Genomic DNA, 16,932 nt, shown 5'->3' on the forward strand with positions numbered 1-16,932 from the left:
GAATCATCAGGGCCTCTTATTAAAGAGGCCTGTTCTCTCAATAACGGTAATTAACTATTTATGAAACTGCATAATTTACTAACCGCTTTTTTTATTTTTTCACTGACTGCCATTACAGCAGGCTGTGATAACAAAGGGGCACAAAAGAGCGAGGTCGTTTATATTGATGTCGCAAAAGCTATCATTGATTCTCCGCTTGCCACGCAGGAGAAAGCCCGCCTCGATCAGGTGCGAAAGATTCTGATAAATGCCGGCGATGATGCCGCAAAAAATTATAAAGGCATGGATAAGAATAAAGCCGAGCAGGCCAGAGTTGCAGATACTGAGGTATTAAACCGGCAGTGGGTGCTGGAACAACGCGCGACTCGTGGCATCGTATTGAAAAAATTAGAAAGCGCTATTAATGACCTTCGCCAGAAAAAGAAATATGCCATTATTATTAATCGAAATGCGGTGTTATCCGCCGCTGATGGCAGTGATGTTACCGATGAAGTAGTAACGCTTTTAAAGGATACAAAACTGAATTTTGGTAAGTTGCCAGAAATTTCCGTTAAAGCGAAGGCGGAAAATTAAGATACGCAGCAACACTATTTCAGAGCATTGAGAAGGCACCGGCTAAACCCGGTGTCTTTTCTCATTAATTACAAAGCGATAAAATCAACGTATTCTACGAAATAAACAAAACGATCTTTAAAAGAGGCATGGATGAGTAAAGATAACTGGCTAAGGATTTTGCGAAGGTGCAATAATATTGAAACGCTGGAAAAGGTAATTGATAAGAAAAACTACGAATTGACCGATCGGGAACTCTCCGTTTTTTGGGGTGCGGCAGATCATCGATTAGCAGAATTAATTACCGGGCGCTTATACGATAAAGTTCCCACGGAAATTTGGAAATATGTGCGTTAATCAACGAACTCAAAATTGCGGCATTATATGCTCAATTCTGAAAATGCGTTTATCAGAAAAGTGTTTGTATTGAATTAAAAGTGAATGCGTAATGTCTTGCGCCCGCATTCGCGGGCGAAGAATATTTATTTAAGAAAAAATACCGGCTTAAGCTCTTCACTTAACGGGCTGTTATCTGGATTTGTCGGCATAATATCCCGCATATGCTTCCACCAGCGTTGACACACCTCCGTTTGCGCCACGGCGTCCCACCGTGCTTCAGATTCAATTTCCACGCTGGCGAAAAGTAAATGGCGTTGGGTATCCAGATAAATCGCGTAATTGTGAGCGCCGTGTTCTTTTAAAACACATTCTAGTTCGGGCCAAATAGGAGAATGACGGCGCTGATATTCGTCATGGGCCTCCGGGTTGACCTGCATAACAAAGGCTTTGCGGATCATAACGCCTCCAGATAAAGCGCCCGGATTTCATCGCGGTTAGCGCTGCGCGGATTGCACGGGGCGCAGGGATCGGCCAGGGCGCTATCCAGCCAGCCTTCGATGTCATTTTGGGTAATTCCAAGCTGAGAAAAGCCTGCAGGGATACCGACCCGCGTCGAAAGCTGACGAATCGCGGTGATGGCGGCTTCGCTCGCCTGTTCCACGCTCATCGCATGTGTATCTACACCCATTGCCTGCGCGATTTGTGCAAAGCGCGCGATGGCCTGAGGACGATTAAAGTTCTCAACGACCGGTAGCAAAATCGCGTTACAAACACCGTGCGGCAAATTATGCGTTGCCCCCGGCTGGTGAGCCAAGGCGTGTACCAGCCCCAAACCGGCGCTGTTAAACGCCATGCCGGCAAGATACTGTCCATAGGCCATCATTTCGCGTGCCTGTATGTCCTGGCCGTTATCAACCGCTTTACCCAGCCAGGCGCTAATAATTCGAATGGCCTCCAGCGCGCTGGCATCCGTTAGTGGATGCGCGCCGGTCGAGACAAAAGCTTCAATGGCGTGAGTTAGCGCATCCATGCCCGTGGCGGCGGTGACATCTGCAGGTATATTCAGCATTACGCTGGCATCGTCGACGGCGATATCCGGGATGATATTAGTATCGATAATCACGGCTTTAATATGACGAACAGGATCGATAATAACGGCGTTACTGGTCATTTCCGCTGCGGTACCCGCCGTAGTATTGATTGCAACAAGCGGCACGCCGGGATGCGTTACGTGACCAACGCCCGCATAGGTCACTGAAGGCGGTGGGTTGGCGGTAAGTATTTTTATCGCTTTGGCAGTATCGATAGGGCTGCCCCCGCCAAAAGCGATTAAATAATCGCAGTTTGCGCTCTGATAGGCTTCCAGCCCGCTTTGCACCAGCGTTTCAGTAGGATTGGGAAATACGCCGTCAAATAAATGATAGGGTAATTGATGTGCTTCCAGCGCTGTAAACAGGCTATCGAGCAGGCCGAGTTTTACTAACTGGGCGTCGGTTACGATAAGCGCTTTTCCCCAGCGCTTTTGAGCGATGAGTTTTACCATATCGCCGATGGCGCCTGCGCCGTGCAGGCTAATTTTAGGCAATGCCAGCATAAAGCTCATGTATGTCTCCTTGTATACCGCATACGGTTACTTTGGCGGCGCAGGCGCTGCCGCCGGGTTATCAGCAATCCAGCGCGCTTTGTAGCGGCGTAACGCCAAAACGCTGCGCCAGCGCGATAAGTTGCTCGCGGCTGATGGTTTGTTTCATCCCACCCATCGAAATGACTTTTACTAATACTTCGGCGGATTTCTCTGCGGTGTCAATCAGCCCAAAGGCTTCATCCAGAGTTGGGCCGCTGCCAAATACGCCGTGGAATGGCCAGAGCACCAGCGCGCGTTTCTCCATTTCCAGAGCCGTTGCGGCGCCGATTTCGTCTGTTCCCGGCACCATCCACGGTAAAATACCAACGCCTTCAGGAAACACCACCAGACACTCGGTACTGCCTTCCCATAATTTACGGGTGAAGATATCGCTATTGTTTTCCAGCACATAGGTCAGGGCGATAAGATTAGTGGCGTGGCAGTGCATGATGACCCTATCTTTACCGCCGCTGGCCTTCATACGCGCGCAGTGAGATAAAAAGTGCGCCGGAAGCTCAGATGTCGGTACCGCGTCATTCTCCAACCCCCACAGGATATGATATCCCGCGCCGTCATTATCGATTTGAACAATGCCGAGATTAGCCGCCGGAGAGAGTTGTACATTACGGAAAAATTTCCCGGAACCGGTGACAATAAAGGGTATACCGGCCAGGTCAGGCATTGGCTGGCTAAGGGAGATATAGCGCGGATGAGCGTGGAAACTCGCGCGCCAGGGGGCGATGTCGTCCGCGTCCAGGCGCAGCGTCAGGTTTCCGCCATTTCGCTCATCCCAGCCTTTTAACCAGGCATCAGAAGTGGCTTTAATCATGCCCTGGACAAACCAGGCGTCGATAATGTTCTGCATAGTCTTATGGTTCCGTTAGGTGGAGGCGAAGGCCTCATCTTTACTTCCCGCTACAGGGGATAGCCCTATGTCAGCTTCCCTGGCGAGAGGTCGGGATATATTGGGTTTTTAAACGCGTGCTACGACGTATTGCCTGTCTCTAAGCGCCGCTGTCATCACTCAACAACGGCGCTGACGAACCTTGCCCGGCGGCTAGCCGGGCAGATCGCCTGACAATCACTATTTACGCAGGCTCAGCACATCTTTTTCATACGCCTTAATATCTGTCAGCCAGCGGCTATCTGCCGGCGTATCGTGACGCTGGCAATACATCTCCCACACTGCCTGCCAGGGCAGCGTTTTTTGTTCTTCCAATAGTGCCAGGCGCTCGGTGTAGTTGCCCGCCAGTTCTAACTGACGCAGATGTTCCGTTGGCTCCAGTAGCGCGCGCAGCAGCGCTTTTTTCACGTTACGCGTCCCGATAACCCAGGCGGCGATACGGTTAATCGACGCATCAAAGAAATCGAGGCCGATATGTACGCGATCGAATAAGTTGTGGCGGATGATTTCGCTGGCGATAGCCTGCGTCTCATCGTCCAGCAGTACCACGTGATCGCTATCCCAGCGCACCGGGCGGCTAACGTGCAGCAGCAAATGTGGGATGTACAGCATGGCGCTGGAGATCTTGTCAGAGATAACTTCCGTTGGGTGGAAGTGGCCGGCGTCCAGACAGAGGGCGGTTTGACGGCTGGTGGCATAGCCCATGTAGAATTCGTTAGAGCCGACGTTATAGCTTTCGGTACCAATCCCGAAGAGTTTGCTTTCTACCGCATCAATGTGATGCGCCGGGTTCAGTTTCTCACTGATAACCTCGTCCAGCGCTTCCATCAGGCGCTGACGCGGCGCAAAGCGATCGACGGTGATGTCCTTCATGCCGTCCGGCACCCAAATGTTCATTACAGAAGGTGTGCCAAGCTGTTCACCAAACCAGGCGGAAACGCGGCGGCTGGCTTTGCAGTGGTCTATCCAGAACTGGCGGATTTTGTCATCGGCGTGGGACAGGGTAAAACCATCGGCGCTGAGCGGATGCGAGAAGCAGGAAGGGTTAAAGTCCAGTCCCAGCTTGTGCTGTCTTGCCCACTCAACCCAATTTTTAAAATGCTCAGGTTTGATTTGGTCACGCTCGACGTGGCCATCGGCTTCCAGATAAATAGCGTGTAAGTTTAAACGCTTAGGACCAGGAATCAGGCGCAGCGCCTGTTCCAGGTCGGCGCGTAGTTCTTTTGCCGTGCGCGCTTTACCCGGATAGTTGCCCGTCGCCTGAATGCCGCCGGTAAGCTGGCCTTCCGGGTTCTCAAAGCCGGCAACGTCGTCGCCCTGCCAGCAGTGCATAGAAACCGGCAGGCGGTCGAGCTGCTTTAACGCCGCTTCGGCATCCACGCCGACGGCGGCGAAACGCTCTTTAGCGAGGCTCCAGGCTTGTTCGAGTTGAGTAGTCATGCGCAAAGCTCCTTGGTTTGACGTGAGCGCAAAAACTGCGACGCGTAGCGTGCAATTTCACTGCTTGAGTCAGGGGTATAAGAAATTAAGGTGTGGTTGGCCGCGACGACGCGGCGAAAAGCGTCGACGTCAGCGATTTCATCCAGTGCCATAAGCTGGCAGCCTATATTGCCAAGCGTTGATGCCTCAATCGGCCCGACCAGAACCGGGATGCCGCAGGCGTCGGCGCAAAGCTGATTCAGCAATTGGTTTTGGCAACCGCCGCCCACAATGTGCAGGCGCTCGAAGGGGCGCCCGCGCAGGGCGGCAAGTTCATGCAACACTTCGGCGTACAGCAATGCCAGACTGTCGAAAATGCAGCGCGCCAGCTCCGCGTCGTTTTGCGGTTCGGGTTGACCCTGCTCGCGGCAGGCCGCCTGAATTTCCTGGCTCATATTGGCCGGGTTGATAAAACGATCGTCATTAGGATTGATCGTAAAGCGGCAGGTTGGGATCCGCTGCGTGCGGGCTATCAGATCGGGAAGATCGCTAACGTTCTGCTCTTTCAGGACTCGCTGGAGCAGCCATAATCCCATGATATTTTTAAGTACCCGGTAGCGCCCTTCTGCACCACCTTCATTGGTGATATTTGCCGCCAGCGCCGCATCGCTGGTGTAAGGCGTGGTGCTTTCAAACCCCATCAGCGACCACGTGCCTGAAGATAGCCAGGCAGCATTGGTGCTTTCCAGCGGCGCGGCGATAACGGCGCTCGCCGTATCGTGCGTGGCGACAGAAACCACGGGGATGCGATTGTTTAATGGGCAAATCCAGTGGCCGATAATATTTCCCGGATGCGTCGGCGTTCCCAGTAACCGTGCGGGGATACCCGCCCACTCCAGTAACGCGGGGTCCCAGTTATCGGTATTAATATTAACAAGCTGGGTAGTGGTGGCGTTGGTGTATTCCCAGTTAAGCTCACCGGTGAGGCGAAAGCAGAAATAATCGGGCATCATCAGCGCACGTTCTGCCTGCGCCAGCGCCTGTGGAGCTTGTTCTGATAGCGCCTTGAACTGATATAACGTATTAAAAGGCAGGAACTGGATGCCAGAACGGCGGTAGATATTTTCGCGGCCCAGCGCAGCAATAGCGCGTGGCATAATTCCATCAGTACGCGCATCGCGATAGGAGACTGGTAGCCCCACGCGTTCGCCTGCTTTATTAATCAGTACATAGTCCACGCCCCAGGTATCAATCCCGATGCTGTCAGGTTTTATCTGTAGATCGCAGACTTTTTGCAGCCCCTGACGTATTTCCGCCTCCAGCGCGTCCACGTCCCAGCAATCATGGTCTTTTTGACGAATAAGATTGTTGGTGAAGCGATGGATTTCCTGAAGCGTCAGGCGATGAGCGTTACGGTGATACGTGGCCAGCATGACGCGGCCGCTCGATGCGCCCAGGTCCACGGCCACACAGTGGCGAACAGTCATAACTGAGGTCCTTCTGATAATCGTTGTTCGCCAGTCTAATCAGGCACGGCGTTACCCACCTTCTTACCAGTGACAGCGCCGGTAGCGCGCTGGCAAGAAAGCAAAACTAAGCGTGAGGAAAATCACATTTTGGGGAGAGCCATGAAATGACCCGCGCGGGTTCCACTGCGCATTTGGTTTTACGACGATGTGATACTCGCCGCAAATTCGCGTGATGGTGCTGCTTTTCTTGAATATTGAACGCGATTTCCACCGCATTAACGTCGGAAATTTAAGGTGAGAATGACTCGCGTTGCATACTATCGGACAAATAATGAGCGGGAATGGGGGTGCATATGACGGTACTACATGGGGTGGATTTTTTTCAGTCCGGCAAAGTGTCTGTTACGATCGAACCGCGCGTGCCGCAGTCGGCTTTTCCTGAGCATCATCATGATTTTTATGAAATTATTATCGTTGAGCAGGGCACCGGTACCCATGTTTTTAATGGACAGCCCTATACTCTTAGCGGAGGTTCCGTGTGTTTCGTGCGCGATCACGATCGCCACCTATTCGAGCACACCGAAAATCTGTGTCTGACAAATGTATTGTACCGCGCGCCGGACGCGTTCAAATTTTTGTCCGGGCTGGACACGCTTTTACCGCAGGAGAGAGAGGGGCGCTATCCCTCCCACTGGCGGATAAACCAAAGCCGTCTTCAGCAGGCCCGGCGCATTATTGAACGCCTGGAAGAGCAGGATGATACCGATGTGCCACAGGCGGTAGCGGGCCGGGAAATTCTCTTTATGCAATTACTGGTGCTGCTCAGCCAGGGAAGCCCGGTAGATGACGTGAGCGAACACGACGGGCGGCTGAATCGCTTACTGAGCTGGCTGGAAGAGCATGTTGCAGAAGAAGTATGTTGGGAGGCTATAGCGGCACGCTTTTCTCTGTCTTTACGCACGCTGCACCGGCAGCTAAAACAGCGAACCGGCCTGACGCCGCAGCGCTATCTGAATCGGCTGCGTTTAGTGAAGGCGCATCACTTATTGCGATACGGAGAGACAAGCGTTACCGACGTCGCGTTTCAGTGTGGTTTTGGTGACAGCAATCATTTCTCAACGCTGTTTCGGCGTGAGTTTGGCTGGTCGCCCCGTGATGTCCGTCACGGACGCGATCAACAGTTTCTTTAATACCAGCCGCATTATCGTATTCTGGCCCGGAATCAGGATAATGGACGATCCCTGAACGTTGAGGATATCTATTGAGCGGGCTGGTTCTTCGTAAATCTGAGTTTTTCATATCTCCACAGCAGTCGGTTGCTGTCGCTGGCCGTTATCCACAACCCGCGTTTGCGGAGCATTCCCACGATTTTTGCGAGCTGATTCTGGTCTGGCGTGGGAATGGCCTGCATAAACTTAACGGTCGGGCATATCGTATTACTCGGGGAGACCTGTTTTACATCCGCGCAGAAGATGTTCATAGCTACGCGTCCGTTAATGATTTGGTGCTGCAAAATATTATCTGGTGCCCAAAGCGTTTTCAGCTAGCGTTTGACTGGCCTGCCGTAATTCCTGCCGAAGCGCCCGGGGCCGCAATGTCGCGCGCCTGGCGCCTGAGCAGCCAGGGGATGACGCAGGCGCGTAGTATCATTAATCAGCTTGAGCATGAAAATCATTGCCCCGATGCGTTCTCACATACGTTATCCGAAACGTTATTTTTACAGTTGCTTATAGCATTACGGCGCTATCGTTACCGTCCTGACCGGGCGCGGGATAAGGAAGAGAGCGTATTAGATCTCTTGATTGCGCATCTCTCCGCCAGTCTTGATTGCGCGTTTGATTTGGATGCTTTCTGCGCTGAAAATCGCTGTAGCGAACGGGTACTGCGCCAGCAGTTTCGACAGCAGACCGGAATGTCGATTAACCATTATTTACGTCAGTTACGCATTTGCCATGCGCAGCATCTGTTACAGCAGTCTGCGCTGCGGGTGAGCGAGGTCGCGATGCGATGTGGCTTTGAGGACAGTAATTACTTTTCCGTGGTTTTTGCGCGTGAAACGGGGCTGACGCCCCGGCAGTGGCGTCAGCATCATGCAGGGGCGGGGGCAAGTTAGCTTGCCATTCCCAGGCCGACAATATTGGCGGCAATAATAATCACCACGCAGCCTACGCTGAGCACGCCTACTGGCCGCCGCCCCGCGTTGTTCCACTCCCGCAGAATTAAACCCACCAGACCGCCGCAGAGTACGTAGAAGCTCATGTGCAGCATCCAGCTCATATAGTCATACTTCGCAGGAATGCTGGCGTGGCCCCAGGCATAGAAGAAGAATTGCAGATACCACATCGTGCCTCCAAGTGCGGAGAGCAGAATATTGCTGATGATAAGCGATTTTGCCTGTGAGAAATCGCGTTTTATCGATAGTTCGGGGACTTTCGCTAAGCGTATGAAACAGAAACCAAGGTTTACCAGTGCGCCGCCGCCCATGATAATCACATAGCTAGGCAGCGCTACATACATAGCGTTGACACCCAGCGCCGCTGCGGCTTCATGCATGGGCCTTGCGGCATCCATGGCAAACGACATACCGGCGGAAAAAATACCGCAAATGACTGCCAGAACCAGCCCTTTTTTCAGGTTAAACTCTTCGGCCCGAATTCCCATTTGCCGCTCTTTAAGCTGACCTGCGCGAGTCACAATAGCGACGCCAATTAGTGCGACAAAAACGCCCAGCAGTGTCATACGTCCGCCGGTAGTGCCAATCAGAACGGAAAACTTTCCGCCCAATATAGGCGTCATGAGGGTACCGACGATAAGCGTAATGCCGATCGCGATGCCGATTCCCATCGACATACCCAGATAGCGCATGGTCAGCCCGTAGTTGATGTTGCCGATGCCCCACATCGCGCCAAATAAAAAGACCGGCAGTAATGTTGATGCCCCAAAGGCGCTGTAGTAATCCCAGAAATGCGGCAATAGCGCCAGGCTTATCGCGGAAGGCAAAATGACCCATGAGACGATACCGCCGATGGACCACATAGTCTCCCATGACCATTCCTTGACTCGTTTAAACGGGGCGTAGAAACAGGCCGCGCTTGCCGCGCCGACCAGATGCCAGACGATCCCCATTGTTATTGCGTCACTCATTATTTGTACTCCCTGGTTTGCGGGTTAGCGGAGAAAACGCCGCTTATAGCAGGAGTCTAAAAAGTGACGGGATGGATAACCTTTATACCGCTGCCGCCTTCATGGGCGAACTGGCAAAATGCGCAGGAATCAATTGCCTGCCTTCACATTTTTGTCATTCTGTCGCACAGTAAATAACCGGACGAAGAGTAAGGCACTGATAAACATTTTCAATATCATTTAATTAACTATAATAAACCGATTGCTCACGCGGCATTAACAATATTCGGCCGCTCAATAATGGAGATGAGACTATGAGTTATACATTGCCGTCGCTACCCTACGCTTACGATGCTCTGGAACCGCATTTTGATAAGCAGACGATGGAAATCCACCATTCTAAGCACCACCAGACTTACGTTAATAACACCAATGCCGCGCTGGAAAGCTTGCCCGAGCTGGCTAATCTGCCGATTGATGAACTTATCACCAAACTGGACCAGGTTCCGGCAGACAAAAAAACGGCGCTGCGTAATAACGCGGGTGGTCACGCTAACCACAGCCTGTTCTGGAAAGGCCTGAAAAAAGGCACCACCCTGCAGGGCGACCTAAAAGCTGCCATCGAGCGCGATTTCGGCAGCGTGGAGAAATTCAAAGAAGAATTTGAGAAAGCAGCTACAACCCGCTTTGGCTCTGGCTGGGCGTGGCTGGTGCTGAAAGATGGCAAACTGGTTGTGGCTTCTACCCCGAACCAGGATAGCCCGCTGATGGGTGAGGCGATTGCCGGAGTTTCCGGCTATCCCATTCTGACGCTAGATGTGTGGGAGCACGCCTACTACCTGAAATACCAGAACCGTCGTCCGGATTACATCAAAGAATTCTGGAATGTCGTGAACTGGGATGAAGCCGCAGCGCGCTTTGCAGCAAAAAAATAACGTTGCAATCTTACATTCAACAAGCGAGCCTATTGGCTCGCTTTTTTGTGTTCGCAATAGAGGAGTGGCAATGCGTTATCCAGTGCAAGTTTATCTCGGTCAGATTTGTGATTACCCCGGTAGCCATCCCAGCGCGATAGATAAGCGGCTGGTTGATGGCGAAGTAATGCTGACGCCGCTTGGGCTGGAGGGCGATCAGCAGGCCGAGGCCGCGCGCGGCATACACGGTGGTATTGACCGTGCATTGTGTCATTATCCCCGTGAGCACTATCAGCGCTGGGCCAGGGATTTCCCGCTTTTGGCTGAGCATTTTACGGCCCCGGCATTTGGTGAGAATCTTTCTACCGAAGGGCTGGATGAGCACAATGTCAATATCGGCGATATTTTCCGCTGGGGAAAGACGCTGATTCAGGTTACTCAGCCGCGTTCCCCCTGCTATAAACTGAACTTTCATTTCGACATTGATGATATCTCGCAGCTTATGCAAGACACTGTCAGAACCGGCTGGCTTTATCGGACGATCGCCGGTGGAGGCGTGAGCGCAGATGCGCCGCTGGAACGCGTTTCTCGCGTTAGCGATGTCAGCGTATACGAAGCGGGAGCCATCGCCTGGCATTTCCTTTTGACGATGAGCAATACCAGCGCCTGCTAAGCGCAGCGGGGTTATCCGCGAGCTGGACAAAGACCATTCAGACGCGGCGAATTTCTGGCGAGATAGAAAGCTTTTCCCACCGGCTTTTTGGCCGGCGCTGAGAGCGCAAGCCTTCGGATGAGTGAGCCAGCGCAATCTGCGGCATCTGCGGCGAAAAAAGCGCCTGATTACGCGCTCAGCGGGCTTAAAAAGGCGTGCGGGCGAAACCAGTCATCTCTTCTAATCCCATTTCACGGCCCAGCGCGGTCATTGGATGCACGACAACAAGCCCACGCACGCTCTTTTTCAGTTTCCCCATATCCGCCTGCTCTTTCTTTGTGATGGCGCGGCGATGAGGCATTTGCATGAGTTTTTGTGCTTCTTTGCTGAGCTTTTGAGTGCGTACTTCATGCAGGCGCGCGATTTCTTGCTCCAGCGTCTCTTTTTCTTTTTCCAGTTCCGCGTATTTATCCGCATTTTCAACCAGAGACATCGCAGCCTGCTGGTGTCGAATCGCGTCCAGACGGTCGCTCAGGCGTTTAATTTCGTTTTTTTCAATCTCTTTCATGGGTATATGCCGACGTGAGGTAAACAGGGCGAATAAGGATACACCAGACGAAGCGCCGTGGGAAAAACGATTATTTTTGGAATGCTTTTTTCATACTGATGTGTGAAATCAGCTCGGTGAGAGATAGCACCATGGTTGAGCGAACTATCTGCTGATAACGCTGCTGTTGAAGCGCAAGCAGTGCGGGATCGTCGCCAATAGCAGGCGCTGGCGGTAATGTGGTTACGCAGTGAAGTTCGCCAAACGGCCCCAGGATTTCGTCGTCGGTAAACGCGTAGTCGCTGCCGTCATAATTTAGCTCTTCACGCAGGGCCATTAACAGCTCGCAGTCTTCATATTCCCGGCGGCTTATCATGCCTAAACCATAGATTAACTTTAGACGCACGGAAAGATTGCCCAGCGGTCCGCTGCCGCTTAAAAGCGGTTCTACGGCGTACTTCACCGCATAGTCATCTTTACGAAATACCTGCGTGACCAGTAGATTAACCGCCTCGGCCAGCAGATCAACTGAGGCAATAAGCAAACTCCTGACGCTGCTGCCCGCGTTAAGCCGCTCTAGAATGCGGTTTTCAAAGGCCTGGACTTCTTCCATTTGTGCCTGCATGTAAGCAATCAGCTCCGGGCGCGGCGTGACCGCCGCGCCTGATGAGGGTATTACTGTGCGTTATAGCACGCGACTACGTCATTAACGACGTCGCTCTGGGCATCCAGACCGGAGATCTGCGCAAGCGCGTCACGCGGGCCTTTTTCCGCCAGAAGCTGCGCCAGTTCCTGCGCCTGAGGATCCTGATCGCAGTGGAAACGCAGCCCGGCTGCAATGCCTTTTACCAGGTTTTTATGAGGCAGACCGTATTCCAGAGTACCGAGGAGCGGTTTAATCAGACGGTCGCCGGCGCTCAGTTTACGCAGCGGCTGACGGCCCACGCGTTCTACGTCGTCTTTCAGGTATGGGTTTTCGAAGCGCCCCAGAATTTTTTGAATATAAGCCGCATGTTTTGCTGGTTCAAACCCATAGCGTTTAATTAGCACCGCGCCGCTTTCTTCCATCGCGCCTTTCACCACGGCACGGATTGATTCATCCAGAATGGCGTCGCGAATGGTGCGGTGCCCGGCCTGCTGTCCCAGCCAGGCGGTAATCGCGTGCCCGGTATTGAGCGTAAATAATTTACGCTCTACGAACGCCATCAGATTATCGGTCGGCTCCATGCCTGCAATCGTCGGTAGCGCGCCTTTAAACTGCGTTTTATCAACAATCCATTCGCTGAATGTTTCAACCGTGACGGCCAGCGGATCGCTGTCTGCGGATTCTGAAGGCGGAACGATACGATCGACGGCGGAGTCGACGAAACCTACGTGCGCTTCGGCCCAACTTTTACCTTCCGCGCTGAGCGCATTCAGGACGTGCCCTTTAAGCTGGGTGGTGCCACGCACCATATTTTCACAGGCGATGATATTCAGAGGGCGTTCATTTCCGGCCGCGCGGCGTTTTTCCAGGCCTTTAGCGATAGTCGGTGCGATGCGCTCCAGTACCACGGGCCCAACGGCGGTGGTAATTAAATCTACCTCGGCAATGAGCGCCACAACATCGTCGCCGATGCTGCTGACTGCATTAACGTCGGAAACGGTATCCACCTGCTCCTGCTCACCGACGACGTGGACTTGATAGCTGTGGCGGGCATTTAGCGCGTCCAGCACCGTTGGGTTAACGTCCGCAAAGGTGAGGCTGGCTCCCGCGTCTGCCAGTAATTTACCGATAAATCCGCGGCCAATATTTCCTGCGCCAAAATGTAATGCTTGCATATGATTCACCTTCATCAATGTTGTTACCCGAGAGGGCTGGGATGAGGCGTTTCCCTCACCCTAACCCTCTCCTTAGGGAGAGTCGCGGTACCGAATTTATCTCCGGTACCGCCAAAATCATTGCGACGGTATCAGCGTTTTGTGAACCGTCGGCCAGTGAGGCAGAACCGGGTTAACGGATCTGCCTGCACGGTCTTATTTTCCAGACAGCAGCGCGAGTACTTCGTCCACGCTGGTGGTGTTCGCCAGGCGTTCGATCACTGTGTCATCATCCAGTGCATTAGTCAGGCTGGTAATCACCTGGATATGTTCGTTATTGCGGGCGGCGATACCAATAACCAGCCGGGCAATCTCGTCTTCTTCTTCACCAAACCTTACACCCTGCGGATACTGGCAGAAAACAACGCCGGTTTTAAGCACCTTATCTTTCGCTTCTATCGTACCGTGTGGAACGGCGATGGATTCACCGAGATAGGTCGGGGTTAATTTCTCACGCTCCAGCATGGCATCAACGTATTCCGGCTCCACGTAGCCGCCTTTCACCAGTTGTTCGCCGGCGAAGCGGATAGCCTCTTCTTTAGTGGCTGCCTGGCGACCGAGGAAGACATTGTTCGCGCCCAGCGTAAACAGATTGCCAGCTTCTGCGTTGACCTCGGTTTGTTGAGGAGCGCTGGCAATCGCGGGGGCTTCCTGCGTTGCCGGATGCTGCGCGGCGACCAGACGTTCGGTCAAATCGTTATACAGCCCGCTGTCGAGGAAGTTATTAAGGGAAATGTGCTGTGCGTGCGGCGCCTGACGCATTGCGCGCTCGGTGAGATCGCGGTGCGTAATGACCAGGTCAACGTCGCCAGGCAGGTTATTAATCGCGCAGTTAGTTACAGAAATCGCGGTCAACCCTGCATCCTGCACTTTTTTGCGCAGTACGCCGGCGCCCATGGCGCTGGATCCCATGCCCGCATCGCAGGCCACGATAATTTTACGCACGTGGCTCAAATCGCCTGCTGCAGTCTCAGCAGTGGCTGTGCCGCCTTTTGATTGCGCTTTCATCGCCTGCATGCGGCGAGTTGCGGCATCAATATCGTCTTCTTCTTTAACCTTACTGGTTTTCAGCAAAATAGCGGAAACAACGAAAGAAACCACCAGAGCCACCGCAATAGCGGCAATATTGGCGAAGTAAGCCCCTTTTGGCGTCATGGCCAGTACTGCCAGAATAGAACCCGGAGATGCCGGAGAAACTAAGCCGCCGTTCAGAACGCTCAGAGTGAATACACCGCTCATTCCGCCCAGAATAACGGCGATAATCAGACGAGGATTCATCAATACGTAGGGGAAGTAAATTTCGTGGATACCGCCAAGGAAGTGAATAATTGCGGCACCCCCGGCTGATTGTTTGGCGCTACCGCGGCCAAAAAACATGTAGGCCAGTAATACGCCCAGGCCCGGACCTGGGTTTGCTTCAATCAGGAAGAAGATAGATTTGCCGATATCATGCGACTGCTGGATACCCAACGGCGAGAAAATACCGTGGTTGATCGCGTTATTAAGGAACAGAATCTTCGCTGGTTCAACGAAGATAGACGCCAGAGGCAGCATATCGTGCGCCACCATAAAGCTAACGCCAGCCGCCAAAATCTTCGACAGCACTTCAACCGCCGGGCCGATACCCATGAAAGCCAGAATGGCGAGGATCATCCCGATGATACCGGCGGAGAAGTTATTCACCAGCATTTCAAAGCCGGACTTAATTTTACCGTCAATTAGCGCATCGAAACGCTTGATACACCATCCACCCAGCGGGCCGGCAATCATTGAGCCGAGGAACATGGGCATATCCGCGCCGACGATAACACCCATGGTTGTGATAGCGCCGACAACGCCGCCGCGCTCGCCGCCAATCAGGCGTCCGCCGGTGTAGCCGATAAGCAGTGGCAGAAGATACGTGATCATCGGGCCTACGAGTTTTGCCATCGTCTCGTTCGGGAACCAGCCGGTAGGGATAAAGAGTGCGGTGATAATCCCCCAGGCGATAAAGGCGCCGATATTCGGCATCACCATATTGCTAAGAAAACGACCAAAGCTCTGCACTTTGATCTTGATATCGGATGACATAAAACACCCCTTATGTGAGTACGTGCCGGGAATAGCCCGTTTCTTTTTTTGTTAATGAGGCGGCAGGTAAGCCAGCCTGATGTCCGTGATGCGAAATCTGGCACTGAAAACGCAAACTGTCCAGATGGTGCCATTTTGTGTGACATGAATCACTAAACATTAGGGGGTAATGGGGGCATTGATGTGATTTTGGTCACAAAAAAATAGCCAATCCCCTCGATTCTGATGAAATATTTGTCATTTCATGACACTCAATGTGACTTGAGTCACATTTGTGCTGATCGAGTTTATGTCACTTATGTGAGATGAATCACCTAAGTACCTATAAAAATATCATCGGTACGGGTGATAAACGCCGATGGAGGCAGGCACCGTTTCCAGTCATATGCTTAATATGAATGCCTCGCCAGGCGATGGTTATATCTGCAGGGTTGGCAAAGCGTTGCTCCTGACGGTGTGCCTATCACTGAGAGAGTTCATGTCAATATTATCTATTCACGGCCGTGCTCAACGGCGCGCGGCGAGGTATCCGCAGAATGGTAACGCGTCATCCGCGAGCTATCCCGGCGTTTAAAGCTTGATAGCATGGTTTTTCAACCTGTAAACCGCCGCCGTGGGCGATATCTCGGGTTATACGCCATACTTTCCGGGCGCGCGCGCAGGTCGCTCAGCCACTATTGCGATATCGGGCAGAGCCAGCAATCCTCACTAACAATTAAGTGTGTGTCGGTAATCGGGCGCTGGCTGGCGTCAACATTCATGGTTTGTGAAGTAGTATTAAATCGGGAGGCGCCGTTATTATGAAGCTTGTGGGTCGTTATACTTGTCCGCACGTGCGTAAAATCTCAATAATGCTTCTTGAAAAAGAAATGCCTTTTGAGTTGATTGATATACAGCGCGCCGGTGGGAAAATATCAGCAATGAATCCTCTGAGCCATATGCCATTATTGTGCACCGACAGCGGTGAGCGCTGGTTTGGCTCTGCGGTAATTAGCGATTATCTGGAAGAAATTTATCCTACGCCGTCGTTACTTCCCGGCGATTGCGCTGGAAGGCGATGGGAAAGCCAGATAGAGGCGCTTGCCGACGGTATTATTAACGTGGCGGAGCGGCTGGTCAGTGAGCGTCAGCGCTCGCCGGGGCAACAATTAGACGTTCTGCTATTGCAGTTGCGGGATGAATTGGGCGGCTGTCTGGACTGGCTGGAACACCAACTTTCGCAGGGTCGCATTACGACGCAGCCGCTACGCTTAGGCGCAATTGCCGTGGGCTGCGCTATTGGCTATCTCAATGCACAGCGCATCGCTCCGGGCTGGTGCGCTTCGCGCCCGCTGCTGGTGAATATGGTGGGTGCCCTGTTCGAACGAAATAGCTTCGCCCGCACCGGGCTGCCGGGGTAAACCCCTGGGCGGGGTCATTTGGCTATTTAAGCCGGATTTAGGGCGCCCGTTTATCCGTC

At 52.7% G+C, this 16,932-nt stretch carries 16 protein-coding genes and 1 pseudogene; 7 read left to right on the forward strand and 10 right to left on the reverse strand.

Annotated features, from left to right (window positions below):
- Nucleotides 1–60: 60 nt before the first annotated feature.
- The gene (locus SFA31_RS03745; RefSeq protein WP_322836767.1) at nt 61–573 is read left to right on the forward strand and encodes an OmpH family outer membrane protein; all 513 of its coding nucleotides are present in this window, start codon (nt 61–63) and stop codon (nt 571–573) included.
- Between the two features lie 132 nt (nt 574–705).
- Nucleotides 706–909: a hemolysin expression modulator Hha gene (gene hha / locus SFA31_RS03750; RefSeq protein ID WP_322836768.1), complete on the forward strand. Its 204-nt coding sequence runs from the start codon at nt 706–708 to the stop codon at nt 907–909.
- 125 nt (nt 910–1,034) lie between these two features.
- On the opposite strand, the gene rhaM is transcribed toward hha, so the two are convergent.
- From rhaM to rhaB, 5 genes are all read right to left on the reverse strand, one after another.
- Nucleotides 1,035–1,349 (reverse strand): L-rhamnose mutarotase, encoded by a 315-nt coding sequence (rhaM, locus tag SFA31_RS03755; RefSeq protein ID WP_322836769.1) that lies wholly within the window; start codon nt 1,347–1,349, stop codon nt 1,035–1,037.
- Complete coding sequence (gene fucO / locus SFA31_RS03760) at nt 1,346–2,494, reverse strand: lactaldehyde reductase (RefSeq protein WP_322836770.1); 1,149 nt, start codon at nt 2,492–2,494, stop codon at nt 1,346–1,348. The genes rhaM and fucO overlap by 4 nt, the downstream gene beginning before the upstream one ends.
- A 61-nt stretch (nt 2,495–2,555) precedes the next feature.
- Nucleotides 2,556–3,380, reverse strand: a complete 825-nt coding sequence (gene rhaD / locus SFA31_RS03765; protein ID WP_322836771.1) for a rhamnulose-1-phosphate aldolase — start codon at nt 3,378–3,380, stop codon at nt 2,556–2,558.
- Nucleotides 3,381–3,599: 219 nt separating this feature from the next.
- Nucleotides 3,600–4,859, reverse strand: a complete 1,260-nt coding sequence (gene rhaA, locus SFA31_RS03770) for an L-rhamnose isomerase (protein ID WP_322836772.1) — start codon at nt 4,857–4,859, stop codon at nt 3,600–3,602.
- Nucleotides 4,856–6,325, reverse strand: a complete 1,470-nt coding sequence (rhaB, locus tag SFA31_RS03775) for a rhamnulokinase (RefSeq protein WP_322836773.1) — start codon at nt 6,323–6,325, stop codon at nt 4,856–4,858. Before rhaB ends, rhaA begins: the two co-directional genes overlap by 4 nt.
- Before the next feature lie 335 nt (nt 6,326–6,660).
- On the opposite strand from rhaB, the gene rhaS reads away from it, so the two are divergent.
- Both rhaS and rhaR read left to right on the forward strand, forming a co-directional pair.
- Nucleotides 6,661–7,497, forward strand: coding sequence for an HTH-type transcriptional activator RhaS (rhaS, locus tag SFA31_RS03780; RefSeq protein WP_322836774.1), 837 nt, complete (start codon nt 6,661–6,663; stop codon nt 7,495–7,497).
- Between the two features lie 71 nt (nt 7,498–7,568).
- Nucleotides 7,569–8,420: an HTH-type transcriptional activator RhaR gene (rhaR, locus tag SFA31_RS03785; protein ID WP_322836775.1), complete on the forward strand. Its 852-nt coding sequence runs from the start codon at nt 7,569–7,571 to the stop codon at nt 8,418–8,420.
- Here rhaR and rhaT read toward each other — a convergent pair.
- Nucleotides 8,417–9,451: an L-rhamnose/proton symporter RhaT gene (gene rhaT, locus SFA31_RS03790; RefSeq protein ID WP_322836776.1), complete on the reverse strand. Its 1,035-nt coding sequence runs from the start codon at nt 9,449–9,451 to the stop codon at nt 8,417–8,419. The genes rhaR and rhaT overlap by 4 nt on opposite strands.
- A 293-nt stretch (nt 9,452–9,744) precedes the next feature.
- On the opposite strand from rhaT, the gene sodA reads away from it, so the two are divergent.
- On the forward strand, nt 9,745–10,365 hold the full coding sequence (gene sodA, locus SFA31_RS03795; RefSeq protein WP_322836777.1) for a superoxide dismutase [Mn]: 621 nt from the start codon (nt 9,745–9,747) through the stop codon (nt 10,363–10,365).
- Between the two features lie 70 nt (nt 10,366–10,435).
- Nucleotides 10,436–11,118, forward strand: a pseudogene (yiiM, locus tag SFA31_RS03800) (6-hydroxyaminopurine reductase).
- An 83-nt stretch (nt 11,119–11,201) separates the two neighbouring features.
- Here yiiM and SFA31_RS03805 read toward each other — a convergent pair.
- From SFA31_RS03805 to SFA31_RS03820, 4 genes are all read right to left on the reverse strand, one after another.
- Entirely contained in the window at nt 11,202–11,564 is a 363-nt protein-coding gene (locus tag SFA31_RS03805; RefSeq protein ID WP_322836778.1) for a YibL family ribosome-associated protein, read from the reverse strand.
- A 70-nt stretch (nt 11,565–11,634) separates the two neighbouring features.
- Nucleotides 11,635–12,168: a mannitol operon repressor MtlR gene (mtlR, locus tag SFA31_RS03810; protein ID WP_322836779.1), complete on the reverse strand. Its 534-nt coding sequence runs from the start codon at nt 12,166–12,168 to the stop codon at nt 11,635–11,637.
- Nucleotides 12,169–12,218: 50 nt separating this feature from the next.
- Nucleotides 12,219–13,364 carry a mannitol-1-phosphate 5-dehydrogenase gene (gene mtlD, locus SFA31_RS03815; RefSeq protein ID WP_322836780.1) on the reverse strand — a complete coding sequence of 382 codons (1,146 nt, stop codon included), beginning with the start codon at nt 13,362–13,364 and terminating at the stop codon, nt 12,219–12,221.
- A gap of 195 nt (nt 13,365–13,559) precedes the next feature.
- Nucleotides 13,560–15,473, reverse strand: a complete 1,914-nt coding sequence (locus SFA31_RS03820) for a PTS mannitol transporter subunit IICBA (RefSeq protein WP_322836781.1) — start codon at nt 15,471–15,473, stop codon at nt 13,560–13,562.
- An 800-nt stretch (nt 15,474–16,273) separates the two neighbouring features.
- On the opposite strand from SFA31_RS03820, the gene SFA31_RS03825 reads away from it, so the two are divergent.
- The gene (locus SFA31_RS03825; RefSeq protein ID WP_322836782.1) at nt 16,274–16,873 is read left to right on the forward strand and encodes a glutathione S-transferase; all 600 of its coding nucleotides are present in this window, start codon (nt 16,274–16,276) and stop codon (nt 16,871–16,873) included.
- The last annotated feature ends 59 nt before the right edge of the window (nt 16,874–16,932 follow it).

This window comes from Erwinia sp. HR93 (assembly GCF_034555055.1).
GTDB classification, from domain to species: Bacteria; Pseudomonadota; Gammaproteobacteria; order Enterobacterales; family Enterobacteriaceae; genus Apirhabdus; species Apirhabdus apintestini.